The organism is Marinobacter albus (assembly GCF_030238305.1).
Classification (GTDB): domain Bacteria; phylum Pseudomonadota; class Gammaproteobacteria; order Pseudomonadales; family Oleiphilaceae; genus Marinobacter; species Marinobacter albus.
Genome location: NZ_JASSQD010000001.1, coordinates 1,655,185 through 1,672,328, shown reverse-complemented (window position 1 = coordinate 1,672,328; position 17,144 = coordinate 1,655,185). Strand labels below are relative to the sequence as shown.

The window sequence follows — 17,144 nt, the reverse complement described above, 5'->3', positions numbered from 1 at the left end:
ATCACTCCCTGGTTTTCAACACCGCCACCAGATCCAGTTTCTTGAGACGCCACCAGGCAACCATGCCCGATGCCAGGGCCGACAACAGCACGACCGACGCTGACATCGCCAGAGTCTGGGTCGTGATGGTCAGAGGCACCCGGTACAGCTCAGTCTGCAGCGCGGTAATAAGCAGAAACGCCAGTACATGCCCGATCAGCCAGCCGAACACGATGCCGGTTACCAACAGCAGCGCCATTTCGCCAAAGAGGATGTGGGCAATCTCGTTATGGGTGTACCCCAATACCCGAAGACTAGCCAATTCCCGGCCTTTTTCCGCCAGCGATATGCGGATCGTGTTGTAGATCACGCCGAATGCGATGATTGCACCCAACAGGCTGTTGAAAAACGTAAAGGTGAGAAAGGTTTGCGCCATCGTCTCGTAGAAACTGTCGAGCATGGCCTGCCGGATGCCTATACCGAGCACGCCCGGCGTTTCCCGGAGTTGCCGATACACGGTATCTTCAAGAGCAGGATCCACATTCAATAGGGCCTGGTTGATCAGTGGCCCATCTCCCAAGACCCGATTCAGGGCATCGAGCCTCATGTAGGCGCCCACGCCGAGGAACTCGCTGGTGGTTCCGGCCACCGGCACAGACAGGGTTCGGCGGTCGCCTTCGAGAATCTCAACCGTGAGGTTCTCGCCTGCAGACACCCCAAGCTCGCTGGCAAGAAAGTCCGTCAGAAGAAGGCCGTCGGCGGGCAGGCTCACAGTCTCCAGATCCTTGTCGACAACAAACTGAAGCGCGGCGTCCCCGGGGATTCCGATCAAAGCACTGCGCCACTCCCGGTGCCCGTTGACCAACCTTGCGGCGACCGAGCGACGCCCTTCGACAAAACGGACCCCTGGCTGGCGCTGCAACCCGAACAGAGCCGCGGCGTTGACCGGCTCGATCAGGGTAGCCGTCAGGTCCTGTTGCTGCACCCTCGCAAACTCGGTCTGCACCATGAGCTGGACCGAATCGAACTGAAAGTTTCCAACCATGATGATCGCCGTGGACATCGCCACCCCGATCATCGACAGGAAGGCGCGGAGAGGTCGCCGGGTCGTCTGCCGGACAATCATTCGGGAGGGTTGGCTAAACCGTATTGCGGACAGCCACTTTTCCGCCCGAGTGATCCGGAATTTCGCGGGCCCTTCCGGTCGCATGGCTTCCGCTGGCGCCATCGAGGCCGCCGAACGGATGGCACGCCAGCCTCCCAGCCAGGCGACCACGACGGTGATCATGGCCAGCATCACAAGCCAGGCCGGATCGAGCCGGAACAATAGCCCCGGAAACCGGTAGAATTCCATGTACAGCTCACCCAGGCCCCTCCCCAGCCAGACTCCAAAGCCAATACCGAGTACAAGGCCCATGGCGGCTATGGTCAACACGAGCTGGCTGTAATGCCAGGCTATTTGGCGGTTGTCGTAACCGAAGGCTTTCAGCACCGCAATGATGTCTCTCTGGGTGCTCACCAGGCGACTTATGACTACGTTGAGAAGAAACATGGCAACGCTCATGAAGATCAGGGGGAAGACTGTCGCCATGATCTTGAGCTGGTCCAGTTCATCACTGAGAAATCGGTGTGAGAACTGATCTTCCCGGGCGTAAGCCCCGGTGGCCCCGTACCGGTCCAGCAACCGGTCAAGTGCGTCGATCACCGACGCCACCGGGTAGCCGGGTTCGACCCTGACCACCACGCTGTTGAGAGCGCCCCGCATGTCCATTGCCGCCGCCAGTGATTCCGAACTCAACCAGAGTACGCCATAGCGTTCAAAATCCGGAAGCATAGCGCCCGGTGGAATCACATAAATGAATTCCGGCGACTCCACGATACCGGTGAGTGTCAGCGTCTGCTGGCGCCCATTGATGATGGCCGAGAACCGATCACCGGGTAACAGACCGTGGGCCTCGGCAAATGCACCCACGGTAGCGACCTCTCCGGTCCTGCCGGGGGCCGGTAAACGGCCTTCCCGGACAAACAGACGATTGACCTCGGGTTGCCCTTCGACGGGCAGGGACAACACCCGGGCAGAAACCGGGTCAGTGAACCCGGGCATTTCCAGCTTCGCCGCCCCCTCAACCCGACCCGTGAGCCGGCTGACTCCGGGAATCGCCGCCACCTGCGTCAGCACATGCTCCGGGGCGCGCTTCACCGAGGCGAACACCTCGGCAAACTGGAACTGCTCGTAGTACTGGCCGCGAGTGGCAGACAGTGAGGAATAGGCCACCAGCGACATCACGCACACGGCGACGCCACCGGCAATCACCAGAGCGATGGCAAATACCTGCCCCCTCATCTGCCAGAGTTCCCGGCGTACCTTGGTCGCCAACGCGGAAGTCATCGCCCTACCAGCTCAGGGTGTGTGGTGGCTGGCGTTCACTGTTCCGCCGTTCACCACTGATGTTGCCATCGGACAGGGTAATCACCCGGTCCGCCATACCGGCAATCGACGCATTGTGGGTGATAATGACGGTCGTGGTCCCGGTTTCCCGGTTGGCACTTTCCAGCGCCTCCAGCACGAGAATGCCGGTCTGCGAGTCCAGGGCTCCGGTTGGCTCATCACACAGAAGTACGTCCGGGCGCTTGGCAACGGCCCGGGCAATGGCGACCCGTTGTTGTTCCCCGCCGGACAGCTGGGCGGGAAAATGATGCATTCGGTCCCGCAGGCCCACGAGATCCAATGCAGCCTCGGGGGTCATGGGCCGTGTCGCAATCTCAGTGACGACGGCGACATTCTCCCACGCTGTGAGACTGGGAATGAGATTATAGAACTGGAATACGAAACCAACGTGGTCACGCCGGTAATGTGTGAGTTCACGATCCCCGGCGTTGTTCAGATCAACGTCCCGGTACCGGACCTCCCCAGAGGTCGGCACATCCAGGCCACCGAGAATGTTGACCAGCGTGGATTTACCCGAACCCGATGCCCCCAGCATAACGACCAGTTCCCCGGCGTAGAGATCCAGATCAACCCCGCGCAAGGCATGGACCTGAACCTCGCCCAGATCATAGGATTTGGTCAGGCCCCGGGTGTGAAATACAGGTTGCGGATCCATCAGTACCGTCCCTGGTCCCGATGTCGGTCAGTCTTCAGCACAATCAACGCAAAGGGTGGTATACGGCAGCACCTGCAGACGACGAGGATCAATCGGCTCACCGCAGGACTCACACTCATCACCAATCCCGTTCTCGATGCGCTCGAGCGCGCGTTCAATCTGGGCAAGCTCCTCGCGGGTTTCCACCTCAAGCGAATCCACCACCTCATCGTTCTGGGTCTGACTCGCCTGCTCCTCGAAATCCTTGTCCAGAGCTCCGTCTTCCCGGTGTTGGTGAGCTTCAAAACGGGACAACCGGACCTTCAGGTCAGCCCGCAGTGTTTCAAGTTCTGCTTTCCGATTACTCATCAGGCGCCTCCTGCCAGCGGGAAAATCAGGCATTCAACCGTTAATGCCACACCCTAAAGCATAAGCCGAACACGGGCTTGACGCCTGTCAAATTTGTTCGCGGCGAGCTCGGGCAGAATAGCCACTCAACCGTTATGCCAACAAAGGAGTTGTCAGCATGAATAATGAGATGTTTGAAAAAGCCAGCCGCTTCAACGAAACCCTGATCGAGCAGTTCAGCAAGGCCGCGGAAATGCAGATGGACGCATTCCGACGCTACGCGGATGTCGCCACGGAACAGGCGAAGAAAGTCTCGGAAGTACGAGATCTCGACGGACTGAAAACCCTGACCGGAGATCAGGCGGAAACCCTGAAATCCCTGAGCGAGCAGTTCACGGCCGACTGGAAAGCATGGCAGGACTATTTCACCGAGGCCCGGGAACAGATCCAGCAAGCCTTCGACACCCCAAAGGCCGAAACGGCTAAAGCCAAACCGGCGGCATCCAAGTCTGGTTCCAGCGGCAAGACCGCGGCCTGACCCAGTGTTAAAAACGCAGCCGGTCCGGGGTTTGCCCGCTCCGGCTGTTCTGCCTTTGGTAATGAGAGTGCTGCTATGTTCGGTCTGGATCTGCTCAGCAAAACCACCAGCCATCTGATCAACGGTTTTGAAACCAATTTTCGACAAGGCCAGCAACAGCTGGAGAAATGGCTTGGCGACAGTGGCGTGATGGACGACGCCTCACTTTCCACGCTGACGGAAATGTCGGACGCCTACCGCACCATGGCCGAGGACCTCCTGCTGCACCCGCTGCGGTTCGCCAGCGCCGAACTCGACCTTGGCCGCAAGCATCTCGCTTTGGGCTACTACACCCTGGCCCGACTGACCGGCAGGGAAAAGCAGCCGGTGATAGAGGCGGAGAAGGACGACCGCCGATTCCAGGCCGACGACTGGCACAGGCATTTGCCTTTTGATGTCCTGCATCAGGCCTACCTGATCAATAGCCGCGCCTTTCTCAAGTGGGTGGAACAGATGGAAGGACTCCCCCCCAGTGGACGGGATCAGATGCTCTTCTACGCCCGCCAACTCACCAGCGCGCTGTCGCCCTCGAACTACCCCGTCACCAATCCCGAGGTGCTCAGAATCACGTGGGAGCGCAAGGGCCTGAACCTCGTTGACGGTGGGCGCCAGCTGTTCGAGGACCTGCGCCAGAATCCGTCACTGTTCAATGTCGGAATGACCGACCGCTCGGCCTTTGAGGTGGGTCGGAATCTGGCAACGACACCGGGCAAGGTTGTCTACCAGAATGAGCTGATGCAGCTGATCCAGTACATGCCCGCAACAGAGACGGTGAGCAAACAGCCTCTGCTGATCGTGCCCCCGTGGATCAACAAGTATTACATCCTCGACCTGACCGCCCGGAACTCGTTCATTCAGTGGCTGGTCAACCAGGGCCAGACGGTGTTTGTGATTTCATGGCGCAACCCCGGCCCGTCACTTCGGGACAAGGGCTGGGATGACTACATGCGACAGGGCCCACTGGAGGCCATGGCTGCGGTAACCGAGGCCACGGGCGAGGACCGTATGAATGCCATTGGTTACTGCGTCGGCGGAACTCTGCTCGGCTCGACACTGGCCTGGCTGAAAAAGAAGCGTCGGAAACCCATCATCAGCGCCACCTACTTCACCACACTTCTGGATTTCTCGGATCCGGGCGGGATCGGCGTTTTTATTAACGACCATTCGATCCGTGGAATCGAGCGGATGCTGGAGCGCAAAGGCTACCTGGATGGCCGGGCCATGGCCTTCACCTTCAATCTGTTGCGGGAAAACGAACTATTCTGGTCATTCTGGACCAACCATTACCTGAAAGGTGAAAAGCCGGCGGCGTTCGACATCCTGTACTGGAACACCGACGGCACCAACCTTCCGGCCCGAATGCACAGCTTTTATCTGCGGGAGATGTACCTGAACAATCGCCTGATCGAGCCGGACTCCCTGACCCTGAATGGCGAATCGATCAACCTGCGGGAGATTGACGTGCCTTCCTTCTTCCTTTCCGCCCGACAGGATCATATCGCCAAATGGAAGGCCACCTACCGGGGCGCCCTGGTGCATGGCGGACAGGTTCGCTTCGTACTCTCCGGCTCCGGGCATATCGCCGGGGTGGTGAATCCGCCGTACCGCGAGAAATACGGTTATTGGACCAACGACTCCCTGCCGGCCGATGCAGACACCTGGTTTGCCGGGGCAGACCACCACCCTGGTTCCTGGTGGCCGCACTGGTTCGAGTGGCTCGGTCAGTATGCCGGGGAGACTGTCACCGCACGGTTTCCGGGGGATGGAAATCTGGAGGTTCTTGAGGAGGCGCCCGGCAGTTACGTTCGGATAAAGGCCGCGGAAGCCGCCAAAACCTGACAGGTGGCATCACTCAGAGCACCCCGGGCTCGCCGCTGACAGCGGGATATGGCACTATTGCCTGCCCTGTGACCGGCGGAGATTTGGGATGCTCTATACCACCGTGGCAGCGCTGACCGCTGCGCTGCTCGTTTTTACCTGGCTGGGCCTGAGAGCCCGACTCGCCGATGGCGGCCTGGACGACTACGTAACCGCACGCAATACCCAGGGTGCAAGAGCACTGGGCCTGTCTTTCCTGGCGTCCGGCATGGGTGGCTGGATTCTGTTTGCGCCCCCGGAAGTTGGCGCCCTGGTCGGTCCCCTGGCGCTTGCAGGCTACGCCATCGGTGCGGCATTGCCGTTCATCGTGTTTGCCTATTGCGGGCCCGCAATCCGACAACTTCTGCCGGAAGGCCGCAGCATCGGAGAGTTTGCCCAGGCCTGTTACGGTCGCGGCGTGCGCCACTATGTTTCGCTGATCTCCGTGCTGTACATGCTGTGTTTCCTTACTGCAGAACTGACGGCGATCGGGGCGATAACCTCCCTGCTTTCCGGCATCAACGGCAATCTTGTGTTGCTCGGCGTCGCGCTGACCACCCTGATCTATACCGCCTGGGGCGGGTTGCGCGCCAGCATCGTAACCGACCAGTGGCAGGCCTTCCTGCTGATTGGCCTGCTGGCCATTGTCGGCTTTATCGGCCTCGGACAGCTCCCCGAGCTATCCACCTCCCGACTGCCCGAGGTGCCTGCAACCAGCGCGCTCAGCGTCGCGCTCACCCTCATCATTGCGGTGACAGCCGCAAACCTGTTTCACCAGGGGTACTGGCAGAGACTCTGGTCGGCCCGCGATACCGGCAGCCTGAGTCGCGGTGCGGCCCTGGGCGGACTGATCACCGTTATCGTGGTGGCGGTCGTCGGTGGGCTGGGCATCCTGGCCTCTCTCAGCGGTGCCGACCTTGGCAGCCCGCCGATCCCATTCTTTGCCCTGCTGGGCGAGGCGCCAGCCTGGCTGACCCTCCCGGCCCTGATTCTCGCCATAACCCTGGTGGCTTCCTCGGTGGACACACTGCAGAACGCGCTGGCCTCTCTGGCGGTAACCGAAAAACGCGGGCTCTCCATAACCTCCGCTCGCTGGATCACCGTCGCACTGATGATCCCGGTGGTGCTGGTGGCGTTGCAGGGTATCTCAGTGCTCAGGCTGTTCCTGATTGCCGATTTGCTGTGTGCAACCGCCGTATTGCCGGTGCTGTTGGGCCTGTGGTCCCGGATGACCACGACAGCAGCCATCTTTGGCGGCCTGGCGGGCCTGCTCGGGGCCATACTCCCCGGCTGGATTACCGGCGGTTCGGTCATGGCAGGACTCGAGGCGGCCAGTTTTCCGGGCAGCATTCCCACCCTGATGCCGTTTGTCGGTGCGCTCGCGGGCTCCGGCCTGGCCAGTATCGGTCTCGCACTGGCTCGACCGGTTTCCAGCCGGACCTGAACCGGCCCACACAAAGGTGTCGCGTCTACTTTTTGAGCTGAAGACACACCAGGCTGAGGCCGGCATGGTACCGGCCCCAACTGGCATTGGGACCGATGTCAGTTTCCACGATCGGCGATGTAATCCGTGATGGCGGCGTAGAACTCCATTTCATCGAAGGTGTCCGGACCCACACCCACGACGTCCAGGTGATCCTGGTTAATCACATAGGCCGATGAGGTCATCTGGGTGCTGTTGGGATGGTTGATGTCAGACACATAGCCCAGGCTGGTCCGCTCCCAGACGTAATCCAGGCAGCCCCAACATTCGGCGTACTCCATGCGATAGCCCTGCTGCTGGCTGTTGATTCCTACCAGCCCGTCATCATCCCGTTCATTGGGATTGCCATCGCCCTGGCCCGCGGCACCGTCGTTATTGCAATCGTCGTAGCAATAGCCGTCGCCATCAATGTCATAGATCAGCTCCGACAAGAGCCATAGCGCCGGGTTTACGCTACTGCCATCCTGGGCGGTCATCAGCGACACCGAGTTGGCCACGTAGCTGGTGCTGGACGGATATTTCTGATTGAACGCCTTCATGCCGGTGATGACACCGTCATTGGGGTCGTAATCGTTATAGACCAGTTGCTTTGCGCCCGCGATTGCGTCGTTGCCGCTGCCGTAGATCACATCACCGAAGTAGTTCGCGAGTGTCTCGGTCACCGAGTTGGCGTAATAATCCAGAATGAATTTTGCTGCAGACGAGCCGCGATGCGGAGAGGAGATACTGACGTGAGTTTGCACGACCCGGTAACCCTTGCGCTCACGCAGCAGTCGGGCCGCCTTGCGGGCATCGATACCACCCTGTGAGTGCGACACGATGTTGACCTGACTGGCGCCCGACGTCGCCATGTAACTTTCGATGTTGTTTGCCAGCTGGTAGCCACGGACTTCCGAGCTCTGGAACGGGGTCACCGACGACACGAAACTGCGCTGGTTGTCGTTGATGTCGCCGTTGCAATTGGTTTCGAACAACTTGTCACAGGGATCGAGCACGAAGGTGCCGTAGTCATCACCCCAGTAGTCGTAACCGAGGATGTCATCGAAGCCCGACATACCGTGGGCAAACACGACGGGAAACTGGGTCTTGTTGGCGTCACGGGCCAGAACCGGGGATGAGAAGATGATGCCGGCTGCACACACCGCGACGGCACCGATTTTTTTCAGGGCACTTGGGTTCTTCATTGTTGTTAGTCTCTTGTTTTTGTTGTGAGCCTAACCACGGTACTTGCTGCCTGGGGGCTGCCTTGTCATCGACATCCCCACGGGTAGGTTTCCATCTACCTTGAATCTCTCCCTGAATCCTCGCGGCACGAACGGCAAAACGTCACCGTCCAGAATACCGAGGCGTCTGCGACCACAGACACTCCATTTCTATCTGATCTGCCGCTGTCTTTGTGTGACTGCAGTCACGACCTGCAGAATTGATCGGATCAGGCTCCGGGTTGAGGTTGGCACGCGCGAAAACTCACGGCAGTCTGGTAAGGACACAACCGATCCACAGAACAACAACGAAAGGTGGTCAACGTGAAACCGACCAAAGTCCAGGGTCTGGCCCTGACAAGTCTGGTGTTGGGCATTGCCGCGTTCGCCTGGTACGCGACCAGTGCTGGCACACCGACACCCGACGCTTCCCCGGCCAAGCCAGAATCCCAGCCAGTTATTGCGGATGCACCCGAACCCGCACCGGAGATGCCGGTCGACGCCGACAACACCGAACTTGAACAGGTCCACGACCAGTTGCTCGCGACCTATGGCAGTCACCTGGATCAGCCGAAATCCCAGATCCGCATGCTGGAGGAGATGATCCGTTACCTCTCCACCATTGATCCGGAACACTGGCATGAGAACCTGTTGGCGCTTCTGCAAACGTGGTTTCCGGACCGCCATGGGGCACTTAGGGAACGGTTGACCGCCCTGCTTGCCTACCAGTCCTTCATGGAACAGGAGCGATATGCCTTGAGGGCAATGGCTCCCGGAGAGCGGCGAGACTTCATCTGGGCCAAACGCCGGGAACTGTTCGGAGAGGACGCGGAGCTGATCTGGCAGGCAGAACTGCAGAATCAGGCATTGTCGCAGTCGCTCCAGAGTATTGAGTCGGTCGAAGGCACCCCCCTCAACAAGGCCCGGGCGTACACCGACGCCATCGAACAGACCTATGGGGAGCAAGCCAACCGCGTACTTGAAAACCGGCGGCAGGAACTGACCGACCGGTTCCTCAGCTTGCCTTCGGTGCAGTCTTCCCTGCACCAGCAGCCAGTCTCAGAACGCTACGCGACCCTTCGCGGCATTCGGTCGGAGCTGGGCATGGACGAGGAGGCCCTCGACCGCTGGGGCAACCTCGACCGCACCCGGGACGAACGCTGGAGCAAGGGCGACCGTTACCAGGCCAAACGGGAAGCCATTCTGGACAAGTACGATCAGGGGCCCGAACGCCAGGAAGCGCTGGATCAACTCACAGAGGACGTTTTCGGCAAGGACATGGCAGAGGTTATCCGGTCCGAGGAAGCCGCCGGTTACTACCGGTTCAAGGAGGAACGGGTTTTTGGCCAAAACTGACAGCGAGGCATTCAGGGCCTTTTTGCGGATCTACAATTTGTTACCAAAACTTCCACCTTGGTCCCATTGTTGGCTTGTGGATCAACGCCGACACTAGCTTCCGGTTAACAATCGAACAAAAATAACCCGCCGTTCCGCCGACTACAGGAACGGTAAGCCGGAGGCTAACATCGATGACCTTCAGAAAAGCACTCTTTTCTGTCTGCCTGCTGTTGCTTGCAGGTACCACGGTAACAGCAGAAACCCTCAAGATTGGATTGAACTACCCCCAGACCGGCCGTTACAAGGACCAGGGCCTGCAACAACGGCTCGGCACTTTCCTTGCGGTGGATGAGATCAACAAGGCCGGGGGTGTGCTGGGACGGCAACTGGAACTGGTGATCCGCAACACCCGCGGCGAGCCGGCACAGGGCGCAAAGAATACCGCCGAACTGATCGACCGGGAAGGTGCGGAGATGGTCTTCGGTGGAGTCTCCAGCGCCGTGGCCATTGCATCCGGTAAGGCGGCGCGGGAACGCGACCGGCTCTACTTCGGCACCCTCACCTACTCCAACGCCACCACCGGCAGCGAGGGCCACAGCCACATGTTCCGGGAGCCCTACAACGCCTGGATGACCGCCAAGGCACTGAGTCAGTACCTCAAACGCAACCACGCCGGCGAAAAGTACTTCTACATCACTGCCGACTACACCTGGGGCTGGTCCGTTGAGGAATCGGTGCGCAAGTTCTCCGAGACCGAGGACACCAGCGATCACCCGGGTGTAAAGACGCCGTTCCCACGAGCCTTGATCACTGATTTCCGCCAGGCGCTGGAACAAGCCGCCGCGAGCGACGCCAAGGTATTGATGCTGGTGCTGTTCGGCGATGACATGGTTCGTGCTCTCAATGTCGCCTACGAAATGGGCCTGAAAGACAAAGTCCAGATTGTGGTGCCAAACCTGACCCTCGGGATGGCCCGCCAGGTCGGTCCGACCATCATGGAAGGCATCGTGGGTGGTGCCCCCTGGGTGTGGAATGCGCCGTATGAGAAAAACTACCCTCGGGGCAAGGAATTCGTCGAGGCCTTTTCGAGTCGCTACGAGATGCGGCCATCGTCTGCCGCAGCATCGGCCTACAGCATCGTCTACCAGTACAAGGACGCAGTGGAACGTGCCGGTACCACCAACACGGCCCGGGTCCGCGCCGCATTGGAGGGACACCGTTACACTTTCCTGAAGGATGAACAGCACTGGCGCGATTTCGACCACCAGAACGAGCAGACCGTGTATGTGGTCAGGGTCAAGCCTCGCAACACCGTTGTCGCGGACCAGTACAGTTCCGATTACTTCAGTATCATTGATTCCATGCCGGGTAACGAGGCAGCTCAGACCCGTGCCGAATGGGAAGAGCGGCGTGCCCAGGCCGGCAAGCCATTGACACTCTGAGGACGGCACCGGTTCTGGTGCCAAAGAGAGAAGGCAGGCAACCCGCCGCCCGGGAAGTCCCACAGGCGGCGGGCTATCAGTCAGGGCATCAGCTCTGGCGAGCGGCTTCCCAGGTTTTCAGGAGCTCCCGGCGGGGAACCGATTTGCCTTGATGTTTCTCGTTCGGCAGCCTGGGCGATATACTGCCACCACAGCTGGGCCAGCTTTGGATAGTCGGGAACATTGGTGCCGGTTGGCGACCACGGGACCCGGGCCAGGCTGGACCGTTCAGAGCTTTTCCACGGCCCGGGTCCACCCCTCGTAGAGCCGGTCGCGATCACCTTTGCTCATCTCCGGCTCGAAGCTCCGATCACAGCGCCAGAGCCCGGCCAGCTCCTCCAGCGAGCCGTATACCCCCGCCTGCAGACCGGCAAGGTAAGCGGCGCCCAAGGCCGTGGTCTCGACCAACGATGGCCGATCTACCCGCGCACCCAGAACGTCCGCGAGAAACTGCAGCACCCAGCTATTGGCCACCATGCCGCCATCCACTCGGAGCGTCACCGGACGTATACCGTCCCGTTCCATTGCCTTCTGGAGATCCTTGGTCTGATAGCAGACCGATTGCAGCCCGGCCGTTACGATCTCCCGGATGCCAGTATCTCGGGTCAGTCCAAAAATCGCACCGCGTGCGTTGGGATCCCAATACGGCGCCCCGAGCCCGGTGAACGCCGGTACAAGGTACACGCCGTGGTCCACCGGAGTGCCCTCCGCCAGCGGCTCGGTCTCACAGGCATCGCCAATTAGCCGGAGCCCGTCGCGCAACCACTGGATAGCGGCCCCCGCAACAAAGATGCTGCCTTCGAGCGCATAGGTCGGTTTACCCTTTACCCGATACGCCACCGTCGTCAGCAACCGGTGTTCCGACCTCAATGCTTTGTCGCCGGTATTCAGCATGAGGAAGCACCCGGTGCCATAGGTGCTCTTTGCCATCCCCTTGTTAAAACAGGTCTGTCCGAACAGCGCCGCCTGCTGGTCCCCGGCGATCCCCAGCACCGAAACACCGTTCAGAGCTCCCCCCTCGGTCACCTGTCCAAACTCATCGGCCGAGTCCATAACCTCTGGCAACAGAGACGCCGGTATTCCGAACAGTTCCAGTAACTCGGGATCCCAGGTCTGGGAATGGATATTGAACAACAGGGTGCGGCTGGCATTAGTGGCATCGGTTCGGTGTTCCCGGCCGCCGGTCAGGCGCCAGAGCAGAAAGCTGTCGATGGTGCCGAACGCAAGCTCCCCGCGCTCCGCCCGTTCGCGGGTCCCCGGCACATTGTCCAGAATCCAGCGAATCTTCGTGGCCGAGAAATAGGGGTCGATCAGCAGACCGGTTTTGTCATTCACCCAAGGCTCTGCACCCTGTTTCTTGAGGATTTCACAGTACGCGGCTGTTCGCCGATCCTGCCAGACTATGGCCCGATACACCGGCTCCCCGGTCTGCCGGTCCCACAACAGGGTGGTTTCCCGCTGATTGGTAATGCCTGCGGCGAGTACCTGATCGCTGGGCTCACAACCGTCTGCCAGAACACGGGCAATCGTTCGTTGAACAGAACTCCAGATATCCTCGGGGTCGTGCTCAACCCAGCCGCTGGCTGGAAAATGCTGGGGGAACTCTTCCTGCTGCGAATGACGGGGGTTGCCTTGCAGATCAAACAGAATGGCCCTGGAACTGGTGGTGCCCTGATCAATCGAAAGTATGTACTGGCGCATGTTCTGGTCGTCCTTGCTTTCTTATTTGTTCGTATTTTTACCTTTTTGAACATAAATGCCAACCGGGATCGCAAGAATCCGCAAACCGGGCCTGGTCAGACAGCCACAAAAGCTGCATAACCTCCTGAAAAACACTAAACTCGGGGCATGTTCGAAAGCGGCACGATTTTCGTATGAGAACAACTAACAATGCTGAGGTAATGTGAATGGCACAGCGTCGCCGACAGGACCTGATTATGGAGCTGATTCAACAGAAGGGCTTTGTAACCACGGAGCAGCTGGTCGATCAGTTCAAGGTAACGCCTCAAACCATTCGCAGGGACCTCAACGAACTGGCCAAGGAACAGAAACTTCGCCGCCACCACGGCGGTGCCGGCATCGACTCGAGCACGGTCAATACCGCTTACCAGGCCCGCAAGATCATGGATCTGGAAGCGAAGGAACGGATTGCTGAGGCTCTCGTGGAAATGATCCCCGACAACGCCTCCATGTTTATCAATATCGGCACCACCACCGAAACCATCGCCAAGGCCCTGCTGGTCAGGAACAACCTCCAGATCGTGACCAACAATCTGCACGTCGCCTCCATCCTCTCCGCGAAGGAAGATTTCCACGTCATCATTGCCGGTGGCGAGGTTCGCAATCGCGACGGCGGTATTGTCGGTGAGGCGACCCGCGATTTCATCAACCAGTTCAAAATGGATTTCGGCATCATCGGCATCAGCGGCATCCACGACGACGGTTCCCTGCTTGACTTTGACTACCGTGAAGTCCGCGTGGCCCAGGCAATTATTGCCAACTCCGACCAGGTGCTTCTCGCCGCAGACCACACCAAGTTTGGCCGGAACGCCATGGTCCGACTGGGCAACATCACCCAGGCCAACCACGTTTTTACCGATGCCCAGCCCCCACTGGACATCCGGCAACTGTTGACCGAACACAACGTGAAACTCCACATCGTCTGATCGGCCATCGGCTTCGCACCGCCCTGAAATCCGCCCTGGAATTTTCGTTTTTTTTCTTAATTTTCCTTTACGAATATTTTAGACTTTCGCATAATGCTCGAAGTCGAACAAAAAGTGTGTAACTCGAGGCCGCACTTTTGCCACAGAGGGAGAGACAGACGAGCCATGACTAAGGAACAGGACACTTTTGACGTGGTTGTCGTCGGTGGCGGCGTCAACGGTACGGGTATCGCCATGGACGCAGCAGGGCGCGGTCTCAGGGTTCTTCTGTGTGAGATGAACGATTTGGCCTCGGCCACGTCGTCCAGCAGCAGCAAACTGATCCACGGTGGGTTGCGCTACCTGGAGCATTACGAGTTCCGGCTCGTTCGCGAGGCGCTTGCCGAGCGCGAATCACTGCTCCGGAATTCCCCGCATATCATGTGGCCCATGCGCTTCCGGCTGCCTCACCGCCCTCACCTGCGACCGGCCTGGATGATACGGACCGGTCTTTTTCTCTACGACCATCTGGCAAAACGTGAACTGCTGCCGGGCTCCCGCTCGATCAGATTCGACAGCTCCGATCCGTTGAAACCGGAGCTCACCAAGGGATTCGAATATTCCGATGGCTGGGTGGACGACGCCCGGCTGGTCGTACTGACGGCAAAAAAAGCACAGCAATCCGGCGCCAGGATCATGACCCGGACCAAATGCGTAAAGGCCGACAGGGGCGCCAACGACTGGACCGTAACGCTCAAGGACATGCGCGACGGCTCCGAAACCACCGTCACTACCCGAACCATCGTCAACGCAACTGGCCCCTGGGTGAGCCAGCTTTTCGGAGAAACCCTCTCCATGCCGGCGCCAAAGATGATACGGATGGTCAAGGGCAGCCACATCGTTTTACCGCGACTGAACAAGGGCACTGAAGCCTACATCCTGCAAAACGAAGATGAACGCATCGTGTTTGTGATTCCCTACGAAGACCAGTTTTCACTGGTGGGCACCACGGACGTCGATTACGAGGGCGATCCAAAGCAGGCGCGAATTTCCCCGGAGGAAACCGAATACCTGCTGGACATCGTAAACGCCCATTTCAAGCGGCAACTCAACGCCGATGACGTTGTCTGGTCCTATTCCGGGGTGCGCCCGCTCATGGACGGCGAGGAGGAGAACGCGCAGAAAGCGTCTCGGGACTATTCCTTTGAAATCGACAGTGAACCGGGTAAGGCACCGTTGATTTCGGTGTTCGGAGGCAAGATTACGACCTACCGGAAACTGGCGGAAGCTGCCACTGACAAGCTGTGCCAGTTCTTTCCCAACGCGGGCGGCCGCTGGACCAAAAACGCCGTTTTGCCGGGAGGAGATTTCGACAACCAGGAAAACCTGTCGGCGCAGTTACATCACGACTTTCCCTGGTTACCGGAAAACCTGATCAGCCGGTATGTTCGAACCTACGGGACCTGCGCCTACACCTTCCTACGCGACTGCTCCTCAGTGGAAGATCTCGGCCAGCACTTCGCAGGCACGCTCTATGCTGCCGAGGTTCGCTATCTCATGGAAGCCGAATGGGCCATGGATGCCGATGACATTCTGTGGCGCCGGACCAAGCAGGGGCTCTATGCGACGGAGCGGGATGTGGATACCCTGAACAGCTTCCTTCAAGGGCAACAGTCAGCGAGTCCGAACGAGACGTTCGTTTATCACAGCGCCTGACGATCAGGCTTCTACAAGGATCGCGGCAACCCGCTCCCTCAGTGCAGGGACAGTGACCGCTTCAAACCAGGGATTCCGACGTAACCACAAATTGTTGCGGGGACTGGGGTGCGGCATTGGCACAACCTCCGGCCAGTAGCGTTTCCAGTTCTTCACATTGCCGGTCACCGAGGACTCTCCGTCCGGAAGGTGCCAGGCATGGGCGTAACGACCAATCACCAGCGTCAATGCAATATCCGGTAAACGATCGAGCAGCACCTGTCGCCAGGCCGGTGCGCATTCCGGGCGCGGGGGCAGATCACCGGACTTTCCGGTTCCCGGGTAACAGAACCCCATGGGCAAGATAGCCAGTTTCTGCTCATCGTAAAAGGTGTCCCGCGTCACCCCCATCCAGTCGCGCAACCGGTCTCCACTGGAATCATTGAACGGCAGTCCCGTGTCGTGAACGCGGCGACCGGGCGCCTGCCCGACCACCAGAATGCGCGACGACTCCGAGAGCTGCACAACCGGCCGGGGGCCGCAGGGCAGAACGTCGCTGCAGAGGGTGCAGGCTCGCACCCGTCGGACCAGCTCCTGGAACGGTAAGTCGGCAAGATTGTCAGTCATCGGTCAAACATCATCCCGGCAATTGCATAGCTCTCGGTTTCCCGTAACCATAGTGCGACATAAACACAAAAGGAACCATTATGAACGCTAAGGCAGGCGCTCTCCCGGATATCGATGTGGAAGAGTTTCGCAAGGTGGTACGCACCCGACGCTCGATACGTCGGTTCAAGAACGAACCGGTGCCGGACGACGTCCTGGCTGACTGCCTCGAGCTCGCCACACTCGCTCCCAACTCGAGTAACCTGCAGCCCTGGGAGTTTTATGTGGTGCGCACACCGGAACTGAAAACCCGTCTGGCCGAGGCCTGCCTGGGCCAGAACGCGGCGAAAACGGCTCCGGTCCTGATCGCCATCGTTGCCCGCACCGACACCTGGCGAAACCACGCCCGCCGTGCGGTCGAGGAATGGCCCGAAGAAAAACTCCCGCCAATTGTCGAAAAATACTACCGCCGGATTGCCCCAATCCATTACAACCAGGGACCACTCGGTTTACTGGGCGTTGCCAAGAAAGCGGCCGGGTACGTGGTTGGGCTGTCCCGCCCTGTTCCGCGGGGCCCCTATTCAGCGAATGAAATGAAAGTCTGGGCCACCAAATCGACGGCGTTGGCCGCAGAGAACCTGATGCTGGCCCTCCGGGCACACGGCTACGACTCCTGCCCGATGGAAGGCTTCGATGAATGCCGGGTGAAAAAACTACTGAAGATTCCGAGAAAAGGCCTGGTCACCATGGTACTGGCCGCCGGCAAACGGGCGGAAAATGGCGTTTACAACCAGCAGTACCGGTTCGACCGGGCGCAACTGATTCATTACCTGTAATCAGAACCGTGGTC

14 protein-coding genes are annotated in these 17,144 nt (G+C 59.3%); 8 read left to right on the top strand and 6 right to left on the bottom strand.

Translation table 11 applies throughout. From position 1 onward, the window contains the following. Position 1 precedes the first annotated feature (1 nt). Genes QQF73_RS07825 through QQF73_RS07815 form a run of 3 tightly spaced genes read right to left on the bottom strand, consistent with a single transcriptional unit; the run spans position 2 to position 3,431 of the window. Positions 2-2,368 (bottom strand): ABC transporter permease, encoded by a 2,367-nt coding sequence (locus QQF73_RS07825; protein WP_219866048.1) that lies wholly within the window; start codon positions 2,366-2,368, stop codon positions 2-4. A gap of 4 nt (positions 2,369-2,372) precedes the next feature. Then, positions 2,373-3,083, bottom strand: coding sequence for an ABC transporter ATP-binding protein (locus QQF73_RS07820; RefSeq protein WP_219866049.1), 711 nt, complete (start codon positions 3,081-3,083; stop codon positions 2,373-2,375). Positions 3,084-3,110: 27 nt separating this feature from the next. Continuing rightward, the gene (locus QQF73_RS07815) at positions 3,111-3,431 is read right to left on the bottom strand and encodes a TraR/DksA family transcriptional regulator (RefSeq protein ID WP_219866050.1); all 321 of its coding nucleotides are present in this window, start codon (positions 3,429-3,431) and stop codon (positions 3,111-3,113) included. Between the two features lie 157 nt (positions 3,432-3,588). Between QQF73_RS07815 and QQF73_RS07810 the strand changes: the two genes are divergently transcribed. The 3 genes from QQF73_RS07810 to QQF73_RS07800 all read left to right on the top strand — a co-directional run bounded on the left by QQF73_RS07810 (position 3,589) and on the right by QQF73_RS07800 (position 7,288). Beyond that, complete coding sequence (locus tag QQF73_RS07810) at positions 3,589-3,948, top strand: phasin family protein (RefSeq protein WP_219866051.1); 360 nt, start codon at positions 3,589-3,591, stop codon at positions 3,946-3,948. Between the two features lie 75 nt (positions 3,949-4,023). Further along, positions 4,024-5,826: a PHA/PHB synthase family protein gene (locus tag QQF73_RS07805; protein WP_285367812.1), complete on the top strand. Its 1,803-nt coding sequence runs from the start codon at positions 4,024-4,026 to the stop codon at positions 5,824-5,826. 88 nt (positions 5,827-5,914) lie between these two features. After that, positions 5,915-7,288, top strand: coding sequence for a sodium:solute symporter family transporter (locus QQF73_RS07800; protein ID WP_285367811.1), 1,374 nt, complete (start codon positions 5,915-5,917; stop codon positions 7,286-7,288). A 98-nt stretch (positions 7,289-7,386) separates the two neighbouring features. On the opposite strand, the gene QQF73_RS07795 is transcribed toward QQF73_RS07800, so the two are convergent. Next, positions 7,387-8,511 carry an esterase/lipase family protein gene (locus QQF73_RS07795; RefSeq protein ID WP_219866054.1) on the bottom strand — a complete coding sequence of 375 codons (1,125 nt, stop codon included), beginning with the start codon at positions 8,509-8,511 and terminating at the stop codon, positions 7,387-7,389. 342 nt (positions 8,512-8,853) lie between these two features. On the opposite strand from QQF73_RS07795, the gene QQF73_RS07790 reads away from it, so the two are divergent. After that, complete coding sequence (locus tag QQF73_RS07790) at positions 8,854-9,885, top strand: hypothetical protein (protein ID WP_285367810.1); 1,032 nt, start codon at positions 8,854-8,856, stop codon at positions 9,883-9,885. Between the two features lie 173 nt (positions 9,886-10,058). Beyond that, positions 10,059-11,309, top strand: coding sequence for an ABC transporter substrate-binding protein (locus tag QQF73_RS07785; RefSeq protein ID WP_219866056.1), 1,251 nt, complete (start codon positions 10,059-10,061; stop codon positions 11,307-11,309). A gap of 267 nt (positions 11,310-11,576) precedes the next feature. Here QQF73_RS07785 and glpK read toward each other — a convergent pair whose 3' ends face one another. Further along, positions 11,577-13,049: a glycerol kinase GlpK gene (glpK, locus tag QQF73_RS07780; protein WP_219866057.1), complete on the bottom strand. Its 1,473-nt coding sequence runs from the start codon at positions 13,047-13,049 to the stop codon at positions 11,577-11,579. Positions 13,050-13,255: 206 nt separating this feature from the next. On the opposite strand from glpK, the gene QQF73_RS07775 reads away from it, so the two are divergent. Both QQF73_RS07775 and glpD read left to right on the top strand, forming a co-directional pair. Further along, positions 13,256-14,014, top strand: a complete 759-nt coding sequence (locus tag QQF73_RS07775) for a DeoR/GlpR family transcriptional regulator (protein ID WP_285367809.1) — start codon at positions 13,256-13,258, stop codon at positions 14,012-14,014. Positions 14,015-14,179: 165 nt separating this feature from the next. Then, a complete protein-coding gene (glpD, locus tag QQF73_RS07770; protein WP_285367808.1) occupies positions 14,180-15,709 on the top strand; it encodes a glycerol-3-phosphate dehydrogenase in 1,530 nt (509 codons plus the stop codon). 3 nt (positions 15,710-15,712) lie between these two features. On the opposite strand, the gene QQF73_RS07765 is transcribed toward glpD, so the two are convergent. Then, a complete protein-coding gene (locus QQF73_RS07765) occupies positions 15,713-16,315 on the bottom strand; it encodes a uracil-DNA glycosylase family protein (protein ID WP_285367807.1) in 603 nt (200 codons plus the stop codon). Between the two features lie 80 nt (positions 16,316-16,395). Here QQF73_RS07765 and QQF73_RS07760 point away from each other — a divergent pair, with 80 nt between their 5' ends. Then, positions 16,396-17,130, top strand: a complete 735-nt coding sequence (locus QQF73_RS07760; RefSeq protein WP_285367806.1) for a nitroreductase family protein — start codon at positions 16,396-16,398, stop codon at positions 17,128-17,130. Positions 17,131-17,144: the final 14 nt, after the last annotated feature.